Source organism: Phenylobacterium sp., from assembly GCF_035539035.1.
Taxonomy (GTDB): Bacteria; Pseudomonadota; Alphaproteobacteria; order Caulobacterales; family Caulobacteraceae; genus Phenylobacterium.
On the sequence record NZ_DATLJI010000014.1, the window covers coordinates 1 to 12,285 of the forward strand.

Here is a 12,285-nt window from a genome sequence, read left to right on the forward strand (position 1 = left end):
CCGCCCGCGAGTTTCCCCGAGCGTTGAGAGACACTTAGGCCCGCATCGTGGGCGGGTTCGTGTAGCAGGGTTGTGTAGCAATCGTCCGAAGACGGTTTCCCGCACGGTGAAACCGCAGCGTTTTCAGCGATGGGGGAAGAAGTGGCGCGCCCGGAACGATTCGAACGTCCGACCCTCAGATTCGTAGTCTGATGCTCTATCCAGCTGAGCTACGGGCGCGCACCGCCTTGCGGCGAGGGGAGGCTATCTAGCGTCGGAGGCGGCGGCGTTCAACCCTTCATTCTGATGCGCGTCGCCGGTCTAGATCGGAAGATCAAACATCCCGACGAAGGCGCCGGTCGGAGCCGGGCGGTTTTCCTCCCAGTACGCGTCGAAGCGTTCGGGCGTCAGGTCCTCAGGTCCGTAGCGGGCGAGGATCTCGTCGTAGGCGTCGGCCAGCACCGTCGAGTGCGGGTCCAGGCCCGAGACGGCGATGCTGCCGGTCGGGATGACGTCGAAGGCCGCTATCCTGAGCTCCGGCCGGTAGGCGCGCAATATGCTCACCACCTTCCAGACGTCCCCCGTCCACCAGCCGGCGATCTGGCGGTCGGCGCGCAGCTCGGGCCGGTGCTCGCGCTCCGTCATCTCGATGTTCACCGGCAGGCAGTCGTCCAGCAGGATGACCGAGCCCGGGTGGCAGACCCGTTCGGTGTTCATGAAGTCGCGCAGCAGGAACTCGAAGAGGTGCATCCCGTCCAGGAAGGCGACGTCCACGGGCCCGCCCAGCACAGCCCGCGGGTCGTGGTCGCGGAAATAGTCGTCACTGGTCATCTGGTAGAGGTGCAGCGACGGCTTGTTGCCCATCACATCGCGGTCGAAGACGAACTTCGGATCCACGCCGACGCTCGCGCAGTCCACCTTGCCGAGGGTGAATCCGTTCCGGACGCCCACCTCCATGTACCGACGGGCGCGGGTGACCAGGGTGACGTAACGCACGAAGTCCCGGTAGGGCGGCCCCTTGAGAGGCTTGCGGGGCGGCGCCGGTGCGTCAGGGTTGGTCTCGCTCATCGTCCCTCCGGGGCGGGGTGATCGGCGTGGTGCGCCTCAGGGAATCGGCGGGACGGGCACGCCCAGGGCGCCGCCGAGGCCCTTCAAGATCTGCCGGCGGGTGTCCTTCTTCTTGTTGGCGGGCGGCTGTTCGCCGGGGCGGGCTGGCCGCGCCTCGTCGTCGTCGGCGTCGGCCATGCCGGGCATGGGCTGGCCGAGCAGACCGCCCGTGGCCGAGCGGTAGCGGACCTTCACCTGCCACTGGCGGTTCCAGGCGACCTTCGGGTCGCTGGGCCGGGGCGGATGGATGAAGTTGACCTCGGGGCCGTAGGCGGCGAGCTGGAGCATGGCCTGGGGCGCGGCCTCGGCCACCTCGCGCGGTACGGTGCAGCTGGTCGTCTGCGGGCTCATCAGGGCCCTGGAGGCCACGAGGCGGGTGAGGTCGCCCGGCGAGATGAAGTCGGGCAGGGCGAAGGCCGACGCCTGCACCTCCGAGGAGGTCCACAGCACCATGGTCTCGTCGCGCCCGCCCATGACGGTCGCGAGATAGGCCTGGGCGTTCGGCACGGCGTTCCAGCCGAGCTGGACGGAGCCGCTGGGCGTCTTCGCGTTGGTGGTCAGGCTGAGCGGCGCGAGGAAGTCCTGCTGCTGGCTGAGCGCGAAGCGGATCTCCGGGCTGTAGTTGCCGCGCACGGTGTGCTCGCCGACCAGGGAGCCGTCGCCGGGGACGCTGGTGCGGGCCCGGGCGTTCGGCCACTCGCCGTAGGTGGCGTTGCGGCCCGGGGCCGGCGGCTGCATCGGGCTGATGTTGAGGCCGCGGCCGAGCGCCTCCAGCCCCGGCGGCATCTTGCCGGGCTGCATCTGGGAGAAGTCGATCACCACCGGCTGGCCGGCCTTCGCCCGCTCCCCGCAGCCCCAGAAGATCAGCATCTTGCCGCGCGGCCGCTCGAACTCCCGCGGCATGGAGGGCTGCTCCTCCGTGCGCTGCGCCGGCTGGGCTGTGGGCGTCACCAGCGGCAGGCTGGGGCCGGCCTTCAGGCCCGGCGGGGGCAGGTGCTCGGCGGCGGGGGCGGCGGGCGGCTTGTCGGACGAGCCGAGCTGCAGGGTCAGGGTGTGCTGGGCGCCGCCGCCGCGCATCATCTGCATGATCTGCGCAGGCGAGGGCCCGGCCCCGGCGCCTGCGCCCGGCATCCCGAAGCCGGTGTGGGTCTGGGCGCTCATCCAGTAGGTGGCGATCGGGCCGGTCACCTTCTGCGCCGGCTGGGCGGTGGCGCTGCCCGCCAGGACGGCCGCGCCGGCGACCAGGCTCAGTTTCACAGCCGAATGCATTTTCGCGTCTCCCGGACTTTCCCGGCGAGGCTTACCAGCGCCGGGCTCAGCCCGGAAGGTCGCGCCAGCAGCGGACGTCGGTTCCCGGCCAGGGCGTGGCCTCGTAGAGGCCACGGGCCACCGCCCGGGCGAGGCAGTCGGCGGCCAGGGCCCCCAGCCGCGCCAGCAGGTAGTTGGCGGGCTCGGCGAGCGGCTGGGCGCCGGTGGTCATCGCGAAGACCACGTCGCCGTCGAACGGGGCGTGGACCGGGCGGATGGCGCGGGACAGGCCGTCCTGGGCCATCACCGCCAGCCGCTTGGCCTGGGCCGGAGTCAGGGCCGCGTCCGTGGCCACGCAGGCGATGGTGGTGTTGCGCAGGGCTCCGGGCGCCTTGGCGAGGCCCCAGTCGTCCGGGGGACCCCACAGCCCCGCGGCGCCGAGGCCGCCGAACTCGCCGCCGATCTCGTAGGGCGCCGCCCAGAAGGTCCGCCCGCCCGGCGCGACCGCCGAGCCCCAGCAGTTCACCGCCACCAGGGCGCCCACCGTGTAGCCGTCGGCGGTGACGATCGAGGCCGAGCCCACGCCGCCCTTCAGGGCGCCGGCCATGGCCCCGTAGCCTGCGCCGGCGGTCCCCAGCCGGACGTCCTCGGCCGCGGCGGCAACGGCGGCGCGGCCGAGCTCGCGGTGCGGCGGGGCCTCCCCCCAGGCCTTGTCGCCGCCGTTGGCCATGTCGAACAGGATGGCGGCGGGCACGACCGGCGAGGGCGGCACGTCGGAGCCGACCGCCAGCCCGTAGCCCCGGCCCCGCGCGCCCAGCCAGCCGACAACGCCGTCGGCGGCGGCCAGGCCGTAGACGGAGCCCCCGGAGAGGACCACGGCGTCCACCGCGTCCACGAGGTTCTCCGGCGCGAGCGCATCCGTCTCCCGCGTGCCGGGCGCGCCGCCGCGCACGTCCACGGCGCAGACCGCGCGGTCGTCCGGCAGGATGACGGTGACGCCGGTGCGGGCGCGCGCATCCTCCGCCTGCCCGACCTTCAGGCCCGGCACGTCGGTGATCAGGTTGCGGGCGCCGGGCGCTGCGCTGGGCCGCGTTTCGTCCATCGGGTCCCGACCTCGCACGCCGGGAGGTTTGTTGTCCACGCGCAGACGCCCTAAGGGTGGGGCCTCACCGCCGGAGCCGTCAGACCAGTGCCGATCCTGAAGCGTCTCGCCAGCCTCTCCGCAGCCGCCCTGCTGGCGGCGTGCACGACCACCTCCGCCCCGCCGCCGCCGGCCGCCGTGGCCGATGCGCCGACCACCCAGGGCGTGGCCGCGCGGGCCATGGTCGCCGCCGCCAATCCCATGGCCGTGGAGGCGGGGTTGAAGGTCCTTCGGGCCGGCGGCTCGGCGGTCGACGCGGCCGTGGCGGTGCAGGCGGTGCTGGGGCTGGTGGAGCCGCAGAGCTCGGGCCTCGGGGGCGGCGCCTTCCTGACCTACTACGACGCCACGACCCGGTCGGTGACCGCCTACGACGGCCGCGAGACCGCGCCGGCGGCGGCCACGCCCGACATGTTCATGGGGCCGGACGGCAAGCCGCTGAACCGCACCCAGGCGATCCTCTCGGGCCGCTCGACCGGCGTGCCCGGCGCGGTCGCCATGCTCGCCATGGCCCAGGCCGACCACGGCAAGCTGCCGTGGCGCCAGCTGTTCGGGGAGGCCGAGCGCCTGGCCGACCAGGGTTTCGTCGTGCCGCGCCGGATGGGCGAGGCCGCCAACGGCCGCTCGGCCCAGGGCCAGACGCCGGACGCGACCGCCTACTTCACCAAGCCGGACGGGACCCGCATCCGGCCGGGCGACACCTTCCGCAACCCGGCCTACGCCGAGACGGTCCGCAGGATCGCCGCCGAGGGCCCGAAGGCGATCCTCGAGGGCTCCATCGCCGAGGCCATCGTCGCGCGCCTGCGGCAGGACCCGCTGCCCGGATCGATGACGCTCGCCGACCTCAAGGCCTACCGGCCGAAGAAGGGTCCGGCGCTCTGCCGGCCCTACCGCGTCTACGTGGTCTGCACGCCGAGCGCGCCGTCGGGCGGCCCCGCCGTGCTGCAGGGGCTGGGGCTCCTGGAGCGCACCGATATCGCGTCCCGCGGCCCCGCCGACCCGCAGGCCTGGTACCTGTTCAGCCAGGCGAGCCGGCTGATGTACGCCGACCGCGACCGCTACATCGGCGACCCGGCCTTCGTGGAGGTCCCCGTCGAGGGCCTGCTGGAGCCGGCCTACCTGGACCAGCGCGCGAAGCTGATCGACCCGGCGAAGGCCGGCCCGCCGCCGCCGCCCGGCAGTCCCCGCGGGGCCGGCGTTCGCGCCCCGGACCGCACGGTGGAGCCGGCCGGCACCACCCATTTCACCATCGTCGACGCCGCCGGCAACGTGGTCTCGATGACCACGACCGTGGAGAGCATCTTCGGCTCGGGCCGGATGGTGGCGGGCTTTTTCCTCAACAACCAGCTCACCGACTTCTCCTTCCAGCCCACCTTCTCCGACGGCGCGCCGGCGGCGAATGCCGTGGCGGGCGGCAAGCGGCCGCGCTCCTCCATGGCCCCGGCCATCGTGCTCGACCGGCAGGGACGCTTCGTGGCCGCCGTGGGCTCGCCGGGCGGACCGGCGATCCTCGCCTATAACCTCAAGGCGCTGACCGGCGTGCTGGACTGGAAGCTGCCCATGCAGGCCGCGATCGACCTGCCGAACCTGATCGCCAGCGGGTCCTACTATGCCGCCGAGGCGGACAAGTTCCCCGCGCCGGTCGTGGAGGGCCTGGCCGCCCGCGGCGTGCAGCTGCGCTCGGGCGTGGGCGCCGAGGGCTCGGGCCTGCACGGGATCGAGCGGGTCCCGGAGGGCCTGCGCGGCGGCGCCGATCCCCGGCGCGACGGCGTGGCCCTCGGCTTCTAGGCGGAGCTCTTCGCAGAACGGCTGCGCGTCGGCGCCTTGGGCGGGGCCCCCGGCAGGCGCAGCTCGAAGACGGCGCCTGCGTCGGTGCTCTCCACCAGCCCCAGGTCGCCGCCGTGGCCCTGGGCGAGCTCCCGGGCGATGGCCAGGCCCAGGCCCGCGCCGTCCGGCCGACTGGAGCCCGCGAAGGGCTGGAACAGGCGCTCCCGCGCCCGCGGCGGCACGCCCGGCCCGTTGTCGGCCACGCGCACCAGGCTGACGTTGTCGCCCTGCTCCAGCGTCACGCGGATGCGGCCGGGCGCGGTGCGGCCCGACTGGTGCTCGATCGCCTCGCGGGCGTTGCGCAGCAGGTTGACCAGGATCCGGTGCAGCTGGTCGGGGTCGGCGATGACCTGTTCCGTGCGGCCCACCTCGCAGGCCAGCCGCACGCCCTCGTCCGACAGCCGGGCCTCCTCAGCCGCCGCCTCCAGGGCGGCCGCCAGCCTCACCGGCCGGGCCTCGGGCGCGGCCTCCTGGGTCTTGCCGTAGGTCAGCACGTCGGAAGCGAGCTTCACGGCCCGGTCCAGGGCGCGCTCCAGGCGCGGCAGGGCCTCGCGCACCTTGGGGTCCTTCAGCGCCGCCAGCCGTTCCGAAGCGATCTGGGCGCTGGTCAGCATGTTCCGCAGGTCGTGGTTGATCTTGGCCACCGCCTCGCCCAGCGCCGCCAGCCGGGCGCGGGAGTTGAGCGCGGCGCGCAGGTCGGCCTGCATCCGGCCGAGCTCGGCCTCGGCGCGGCCGATCTCGTCCCGGCGGCCGGAGAGCTCGACTCGCGCCTCCGGGTCCTCCGGGTCGGCGCGGAACCGCTCCATGGCGTAGGTGATCCGCTGCATGGGCCGCACGAGGAAGAGGTTCAGGGACAGGTAGACCAGGACGCCGGCCAGGGTGGAGACAAAGGCCACGATGATGATCAGCCGCCAGAGGTAGTCCCACAGCTCCTGCTTCAGCTCGGCGTCGGGGGCGACCACCTCCACGAAGTCGGCTTCGATGAAGCGCGGCTTGGCGCGCACCCGCACCGAGCGGCCCTCGCCGCCGAACAGGGTGTTGAACGGCCCCACCAGCCAGGACCCCGGACCCTGTTGGCGCAGGTCCACGAGGTAGGGCCGCTGCGGCCGCTTGCTGCCCTGGAGCACGAGCCGCAGGCCCACGTCCGGCGTGGAGATGGCCACCCACTCCACACCTGCCCCCTGCAGGAGCTGCTCGCGCTGCTCCAGGTTCATGCGCTCCGGGGCGATATCGGAGATGCGCGAGATGGTCTCCGCGGCCCGCACCCGGTCAAGCAGCCAGCTCTCCTGGTAGGCCGCCAGGGCCGGCGGCAGGGCGAGCATGCCGCCAGCCGCGACGAACAGGATGGTGAGCGTGAGCAGGCGCGCCGACAGGCCGCCCGGCCAGAAGAAGCGGCGCCTGTCCGGTCTGGGAAGTTCCTGCGGCGAGGGCGCGTCCGCCATAGGCTATCCCGTTAAATCAGTGGGCAAGCTTGGGCAACGCGTCCGGCCGTGCGGGCGCGTCTTCCGGCGGATTCATCAGCCAGCGCCCACCGCCTCCGCGACGGTGCGGAAACCGTCCGCGCGCAGCCGGGCCGCAAGTTCGCGCTTGATGCGGTCGACGAGCCCCGGCCCCTCGAAGACCAGGGCCGAATAGAGCTGCACGGCCTGCGCGCCGGCGCGAATCTTGGCGTAGGCCTCCGCCCCCGAGCCGATCCCGCCGACGCCGATGAGGGTGAGCCGACCGGCGGCCAGGGCGGCGAAACGGCGCAGCATCTCCGTGGAGGGGCCGGCGAGGGGCGCGCCGGAGAGGCCGCCGGCCTCGTCCCGCAGCGAAGAGGCGAGCGGCGGCCGCGCGATGGTGGTGTTGGAGACGATGATCCCTTCCAGCCGGTTGGCGAGCACCGTCTCGACGATGGCCTCCGCCTCGCCGTCCGCCAGGTCCGGCGCGACCTTCAGGAACATCGGGACGCGGCCGGCCGCCGGCAGGGCGTCGCGGGCATCGGCGAGCCGGCCCAGCAGCTCCTCCAGCGCGGCCTTGGTCTGCAGGGCGCGCAGGCCTGGCGTGTTGGGCGAGGAGATGTTGATGGTGAAGTAGCTGGCCAGCCCCCACAGCCTCGTCAGGCCGGTCACGTAGTCGGCGACCCGGTCCTCGGAGTCCTTGTTGGCGCCGATGTTGGCGCCGACCACGCCAGGGCCGCGGCGGGCCAGCCGCGCGGCGAAGGCCTCCAGGCCGTCGTTGTTGAAGCCCATGCGGTTGATCACGGCCCGGTCCTCGGTCAGCCGGAAGAGCCGCGGACGCGGGTTACCGGCCTGCGGGAGCGGGGTGACCGTGCCGCACTCCACGAAGCCGAAGCCGGCCCGCAGCATGGGCCCGAACACCTCGGCGTTCTTGTCGAATCCGGGCGCCAGGCCCACCGGGTTGGGCAGGGCCATGCCCGCCAGCGTCGTGGCCAGGATCGGGTCGTCGCGTCCGCCGCGCGGCCCCAGCCCTGCCTTCAGCGCCCGGATCGCCAAGCCGTGGGCGTCCTCCGGGTCCAGGCCTCGCAGGGCGCGCGTGGCGAGGCCGTGCAGGGCGCTCATGCGAGGACCGGCAGGACCGGGACCCCGTCGGCGCCGAGCGGCGCCTCTGCCACGCTCAGCACGCGGGCGGCGTCCAGCGGCCCGTAAAGGTGGGGGAAGACATCGCCGCCGCGGGACGGCTCCCAGCGCAGCGCCTCCCCCAGGTCGTCCGCCTCCACCTCGAGCACCACCAGGTCACGCTGACCGGCGAAGTGCCGCCGGGCCGTCTCCTGCGCCTGCGCGGCCGTGGAGAAGTGGATGAAGCCGTCGGCCAGGTCCACGGCCGAACCCTCGAAGCGGCCGGCCGCCCGGGCCGCCGCCCACTCGCCGCGGGGAAGGATCTTGTAGATCCTCACTCGCCGCGCTCCGGATAGAACAGGCCGTCGAAGGCGGGCCGCCCCTTGCCGTCGATCAGGAACACCGCCGCCGCGCCCGGCGGGAAGTTGCGGGCGGCGCGCGCGATCAGGGCCGGCGGCGCCTTGCCCTCGGTGAGCAGGTCCACGGCCAGTTCCTGCAGGCCCGGGTTGTGGCCCACCACCATCACCGTGCCGCGGCCGCGGCCGGCCCGCTCCGCCGCCTGGCGAATGGAGCCCGCGTCGGCGAGGTAAAGGTCCTTCTCGAAGCGCACCTCGGCGCCCGGGAAGACGGTCTCGGCCGCCGCCCAGGTTTCCCGGGTGCGGATCGCCGCGGAGACCAGCGCCAGGTCGGGCCGCATGCCCAGGTCGGCCAGGCTCTCGCCCATGGCGGCCGACTCGCGTGCGCCGCGCGGCTCCAGCCGGCGGTCGAAGTCGTCGCCGCTCGCGGAGTCCGGCTCGGCCTTGCCGTGGCGGAAGAGGATCAGACGGTCCATGGAGATTCACACACCCCTCGAGGGTCCTCATAGCGGGGTCCGGCGGGGCTGCGAAGCCATTGACACCGGTGGGGCTTGGCGGTCTTCAAGGCGCGATGGACGACCAGGCCGCGCTCAGCCCTGCGATCGAGACCGACGGCGGCGTCTGGCGCTTCCCGGCGGGCGCGCCGCTGCGGCTGGATTCGGGCGCGGTCCTGCCCGGGCTGGAGATCGGCTACCAGACCTACGGCCGCCTGAACGAGAGCCGCACCAACGCCGTCCTGGTCTGCCATGCGCTGACCGGCGACCAGTACGCCGCCTCCACCCACCCGATCACCGGCAAGCCGGGCTGGTGGAGCCGGGTGATCGGGCCCGGCCTGCCGCTCGATCCCGACCGCTACTTCATCATCTGCACCAATGTGGTCGGCGGCTGCATGGGCTCCACCGGTCCCGGCTCGGCCAATCCCAAGACCGGCGAGCCCTACGGCCTGGCCTTCCCGATGATCACCATCGCCGACATGGTCCGCGCCCAGGCCATGCTGGTCGAGGCCATGGGGATCGACACTCTGTTCGCGGTGGTCGGCGGCTCGATGGGCGGCATGCAGGTCCTGCAGTGGGCGGCGGACTATCCGGAGAAGCTGTTCAGCGCCGTCTGCATCGCCGCGGCCGCGCGCCATTCGGCCCAGAACATCGCCTTCCATGAGGTGGGCCGCCAGGCGATCATGGCCGACCCGGACTGGCGCGGCGGCGCCTACCAGAGCGAGGGCGTCAGCCCGTCGAAGGGGCTGGCGGTGGCGCGCATGGCGGCGCACATCACCTACCTGTCCGAAGCCGCCCTGCAGCGAAAGTTCGGCCGCGAGCTGCGCAAGGATGGCCTGTCGTGGGGGTTCGACGCCGACTTTCAGGTGGAGAGCTATCTGCGCCACCAGGGGGCCAGCTTCGTCGACCGCTTCGACGCCAACTCCTACCTCTACATCACCCGCGCCCTGGACTACTTCGACCTGGCGGCGGGGCACGAGGGCGTGCTGGCCCAGGCCTTCCGGAAAGCCCGCCAGGTGCGTTTCATGGTGCTCTCCTTCTCGTCGGACTGGCTCTATTCCACGGCCGAGAGCCGCGACATCGTGCGCGCGCTGAACGCCGCCGGCTGCCGGGCGAGCTTCGTGGAGATCGAGACCGACAAGGGCCACGACGCCTTCTTCCTCGACGAGCCGCAGCTCGACGCCACCCTGCGCGGCTTCCTGGAGGCCAGCGCCCAGGCGCGAGGGCTCGCGTGAGCGTCATCCGCGAGGACTTCCGCGAGATCCTGCGGCTCGTGCGGCCCGGCGCGCGGGTGCTCGACGTCGGCTGCGGCGAGGGCGAGCTGCTGGAGCTGCTGCAGCGGGAGAAGGCCGTCGACGGCCAGGGCCTGGAGATCAGCCCGGCGGGTGTCTCGGCCTGCCTGGCGCGCGGCCTGGCCGTGGTGCAGGGCGACGGCGACCGGGACCTCGACCACTTCCCGACGCGGGCGTTCGACTACGCCATACTGTCGAAGACCCTGCAGCAGATGCGCGAGCCGCGGCATGTGCTCTCCGAACTCCTGCGCATCGCCGACCAGGCGATCGTCTCGGTCCCGAACTTCGGCCACTGGCGGATGCGGGTGAGCCTGATGACCCGCGGCCGGATGCCGGAGACCCGGGCGCTGCCGGACCCCTGGTGGGCGACGGCCAACATCCACCTGTGCACGCTGCGGGACTTCACCGACCTCTGCGAGGACCTGGACCTGCGGATCGACGCCTGCGCGGCGCTCGCCAACGGCAAGGCCGCCCGGCCCATCGATCCCAAGCGGCCGCTGGAGAACTGGCGCTCTGAGTCCGCGATCTTCCTGCTCAGCCGCCGGGCGGAGAGCGAGCCGGACGCGGTGCCGAAGGATCTCTTCGGCGAGGTCGCCCTGCCGAAGGCGGAGCCCGCGAAGCCGAAGCGTCGGGCCCGCGCCAAGGCCTAGGCCCCGCCTAGCCGGCGATGGCTGCGGCGTCGCGGTCGCCGGTGCGGATGCGCAGCGCCTGCTCCAGGTCGAGGACGAAGACCTTGCCGTCGCCGATCTTGCCGGAGTTGGCGGTCCGGGCGACTGCCTCCACCACCTGTTCGGCGATGTCTGTGGGGACGGCGATCTCCAGCTTCACCTTGGGCAGCAGCTTCACCTCGTACTCGGCGCCCCGATAGACCTCGGTCTTGCCCCGCTGGCGGCCGTAGCCGCGGACCTCGGTGACGGTCAGGCCGGAGGCCCCGGCCTCGGTGACCGCTTCGAGCACCGCATCCAGGCGGCTCGGCTTGATGATCGCGATGATCATCTTCATGCGCTGGCTCTCCGGGTTTGTCCGCGCGGGCGCGGGTTCGAGCCGAAGCTAAGGCTTTCCCCGCCTCGCTCCAAGAGCCCCGCGGCCGGGAACCCGCGTCGTTTGCGCCGGGTTGTCAGGCGTCCGGCGCGCGACGAGGGCGCCTGAGGGAGAGAGCCGTGCCGCCGAGACAGCGCGCCGTCCAGGTCAGGCAGACCGCGAACGGCACCCGGGTGGAGGTGTACACCCTGCCCAGCGGGTCGCGCCTCTATGTGCCCCTGGTGGCCTCTTGGAACTTCAAGGCGGCCCGCTCCGCTCTGGCCCAGGCCGAGGCCGGCCGATGACGCCGAGTGTGCTGGTGGTCGCGAAGACGGGGGACCGGTGGGGCGTGAGCGCGGGGCGCGAACTCCTGGCGCTGGCCGACAGCGAGGCCGAGGCCCAGCACCTGGCGGAATCCGCGGCCGAGATCCTGCGCAAGAGCGGCGGCCGGGCCCGGGTAATGGTGGCCGGCGAGCCCCGCAGCTTCAAGTCGGACGACGACTAGCGGGCCTGAGGCTAGCTGGCCTGCGCGACCGGCCAGGGCGTGAAGAGCTCCAGCCCGTGCGGCAGGCGCGTAGGCTGGCGACCCTGTCCGAGCGCCTCGGCGACCGGCACCGACTGCACGAGGGAGCGGAAGTTGAACGGCTTGGGCAGGACGCCCAGGGCCGCGTCACGGGCCTGCCGCGCCTGCGCCAGCTGGCCTGTGACGAAGATCGAGGGGACGCCGAGGCGGGCCTTCAGGTCCCGCGCCAGGGCCACGCCCTCGTCGTGTCCGGCGAGATTGATGTCGATGAACGCCAGGTCGGGCCGCGTCTTGCGCGCCAACGCCTCGGCCTCGGACACCCCCGTGGCCGGGCCCAAAACCTCGTAGCCGGCGTCTTCCAGCTCCCACTGGATGGACGCCGCGATCATGGGTTCGTCTTCTACGACGAGAACAAGCACCAGCTCGCCTCCGTACTACGAACCGTCCCCCATCGGTTGATAGGCCGATGCGGCGCGGGCGATCCACCGGCGCGACCAAATCGCGCCTGCGACAGAGTAGCGCAGGCGAGTTCCGTGCGACGAGATTTCACAACAAGCGTCACTGTAGTTTTTCGGCCGTGGCCATCATGATCACAGCAACGGGAAGTCACAAGAGGGGGCCGTGAAAGCAATCGGTCGGCGGAAAGCTAAGCCATTGCGGGCGATCTGCCGGATCCCCGGTTCAAGTGATCTCGGTGCGGAAGACCACGGCCAAGCTTCCGACGCGTTCGCGAACGGCGGGCC

14 protein-coding genes and 1 tRNA gene are annotated in these 12,285 nt (G+C 72.8%); 5 read left to right on the forward strand and 10 right to left on the reverse strand.

Annotation, left to right across the window (positions count from 1 at the left end; translation table 11 throughout):
• Positions 1-142: 142 nt before the first annotated feature.
• The 4 genes from VM685_RS09570 to VM685_RS09585 all read right to left on the reverse strand — a co-directional run bounded on the left by VM685_RS09570 (position 143) and on the right by VM685_RS09585 (position 3,436).
• Positions 143-219: transfer RNA gene (locus VM685_RS09570), tRNA-Arg, on the reverse strand.
• A gap of 81 nt (positions 220-300) precedes the next feature.
• The gene (locus VM685_RS09575; protein ID WP_325459921.1) at positions 301-1,047 is read right to left on the reverse strand and encodes a class I SAM-dependent methyltransferase; all 747 of its coding nucleotides are present in this window, start codon (positions 1,045-1,047) and stop codon (positions 301-303) included.
• A gap of 36 nt (positions 1,048-1,083) precedes the next feature.
• The gene (locus tag VM685_RS09580) at positions 1,084-2,355 is read right to left on the reverse strand and encodes a hypothetical protein (protein ID WP_325459922.1); all 1,272 of its coding nucleotides are present in this window, start codon (positions 2,353-2,355) and stop codon (positions 1,084-1,086) included.
• 46 nt (positions 2,356-2,401) lie between these two features.
• A complete protein-coding gene (locus tag VM685_RS09585) occupies positions 2,402-3,436 on the reverse strand; it encodes a P1 family peptidase (RefSeq protein WP_325459923.1) in 1,035 nt (344 codons plus the stop codon).
• A 96-nt stretch (positions 3,437-3,532) separates the two neighbouring features.
• Between VM685_RS09585 and VM685_RS09590 the strand changes: the two genes are divergently transcribed.
• Positions 3,533-5,260 carry a gamma-glutamyltransferase family protein gene (locus VM685_RS09590; RefSeq protein WP_325460369.1) on the forward strand — a complete coding sequence of 576 codons (1,728 nt, stop codon included), beginning with the start codon at positions 3,533-3,535 and terminating at the stop codon, positions 5,258-5,260.
• On the opposite strand, the gene VM685_RS09595 is transcribed toward VM685_RS09590, so the two are convergent.
• The 4 genes from VM685_RS09595 to VM685_RS09610 form a co-directional block, all read right to left on the reverse strand.
• Entirely contained in the window at positions 5,257-6,741 is a 1,485-nt protein-coding gene (locus VM685_RS09595) for a HAMP domain-containing sensor histidine kinase (RefSeq protein WP_325459924.1), read from the reverse strand. The two genes, VM685_RS09590 and VM685_RS09595, sit on opposite strands and share 4 nt — an antisense overlap.
• Positions 6,742-6,816: 75 nt before the next feature.
• Entirely contained in the window at positions 6,817-7,860 is a 1,044-nt protein-coding gene (locus VM685_RS09600) for a quinone-dependent dihydroorotate dehydrogenase (RefSeq protein WP_325459925.1), read from the reverse strand.
• Positions 7,857-8,195, reverse strand: coding sequence for a DUF952 domain-containing protein (locus VM685_RS09605; protein ID WP_325459926.1), 339 nt, complete (start codon positions 8,193-8,195; stop codon positions 7,857-7,859). Before VM685_RS09605 ends, VM685_RS09600 begins: the two co-directional genes overlap by 4 nt.
• Entirely contained in the window at positions 8,192-8,689 is a 498-nt protein-coding gene (locus VM685_RS09610) for a histidine phosphatase family protein (protein WP_325459927.1), read from the reverse strand. Before VM685_RS09610 ends, VM685_RS09605 begins: the two co-directional genes overlap by 4 nt.
• A gap of 95 nt (positions 8,690-8,784) precedes the next feature.
• Here VM685_RS09610 and metX point away from each other — a divergent pair, with 95 nt between their 5' ends.
• Both metX and metW read left to right on the forward strand, forming a co-directional pair.
• Positions 8,785-9,942, forward strand: a complete 1,158-nt coding sequence (gene metX / locus VM685_RS09615) for a homoserine O-acetyltransferase MetX (RefSeq protein ID WP_325459928.1) — start codon at positions 8,785-8,787, stop codon at positions 9,940-9,942.
• On the forward strand, positions 9,939-10,649 hold the full coding sequence (gene metW, locus VM685_RS09620; RefSeq protein ID WP_325459929.1) for a methionine biosynthesis protein MetW: 711 nt from the start codon (positions 9,939-9,941) through the stop codon (positions 10,647-10,649). Before metX ends, metW begins: the two co-directional genes overlap by 4 nt.
• Positions 10,650-10,656: 7 nt before the next feature.
• On the opposite strand, the gene VM685_RS09625 is transcribed toward metW, so the two are convergent.
• Positions 10,657-11,001 (reverse strand): P-II family nitrogen regulator, encoded by a 345-nt coding sequence (locus VM685_RS09625; RefSeq protein ID WP_325459930.1) that lies wholly within the window; start codon positions 10,999-11,001, stop codon positions 10,657-10,659.
• A 158-nt stretch (positions 11,002-11,159) separates the two neighbouring features.
• On the opposite strand from VM685_RS09625, the gene VM685_RS09630 reads away from it, so the two are divergent.
• Both VM685_RS09630 and VM685_RS09635 read left to right on the forward strand, forming a co-directional pair.
• Positions 11,160-11,324 (forward strand): hypothetical protein, encoded by a 165-nt coding sequence (locus tag VM685_RS09630; RefSeq protein WP_325459931.1) that lies wholly within the window; start codon positions 11,160-11,162, stop codon positions 11,322-11,324.
• Entirely contained in the window at positions 11,321-11,524 is a 204-nt protein-coding gene (locus tag VM685_RS09635; protein ID WP_325459932.1) for a hypothetical protein, read from the forward strand. Before VM685_RS09630 ends, VM685_RS09635 begins: the two co-directional genes overlap by 4 nt.
• Positions 11,525-11,535: 11 nt before the next feature.
• Here the strand turns inward: VM685_RS09635 and VM685_RS09640 are convergent, their stop codons facing one another.
• The gene (locus tag VM685_RS09640; RefSeq protein WP_325459933.1) at positions 11,536-11,961 is read right to left on the reverse strand and encodes a response regulator; all 426 of its coding nucleotides are present in this window, start codon (positions 11,959-11,961) and stop codon (positions 11,536-11,538) included.
• Positions 11,962-12,285 lie beyond the last annotated feature (324 nt).

Bases quoted from the DNA above. Each gene is read 5' to 3' on its own strand.
- VM685_RS09575 (WP_325459921.1), bottom strand. From the start codon at position 1,047: ATGAGCGAGACCAACCCTGACGCACCGGCGCCGCCCCGCAAGCCTCTC.
- VM685_RS09580 (WP_325459922.1), bottom strand. From the start codon at position 2,355: ATGCATTCGGCTGTGAAACTGAGCCTGGTCGCCGGCGCGGCCGTCCTG.
- VM685_RS09585 (WP_325459923.1), bottom strand. From the start codon at position 3,436: ATGGACGAAACGCGGCCCAGCGCAGCGCCCGGCGCCCGCAACCTGATC.
- VM685_RS09595 (WP_325459924.1), bottom strand. From the start codon at position 6,741: ATGGCGGACGCGCCCTCGCCGCAGGAACTTCCCAGACCGGACAGGCGC.
- VM685_RS09600 (WP_325459925.1), bottom strand. From the start codon at position 7,860: ATGAGCGCCCTGCACGGCCTCGCCACGCGCGCCCTGCGAGGCCTGGAC.
- VM685_RS09610 (WP_325459927.1), bottom strand. From the start codon at position 8,689: ATGGACCGTCTGATCCTCTTCCGCCACGGCAAGGCCGAGCCGGACTCC.
- metX (WP_325459928.1), top strand. From the start codon at position 8,785: ATGGACGACCAGGCCGCGCTCAGCCCTGCGATCGAGACCGACGGCGGC.
- VM685_RS09625 (WP_325459930.1), bottom strand. From the start codon at position 11,001: ATGAAGATGATCATCGCGATCATCAAGCCGAGCCGCCTGGATGCGGTG.
- VM685_RS09635 (WP_325459932.1), top strand. From the start codon at position 11,321: ATGACGCCGAGTGTGCTGGTGGTCGCGAAGACGGGGGACCGGTGGGGC.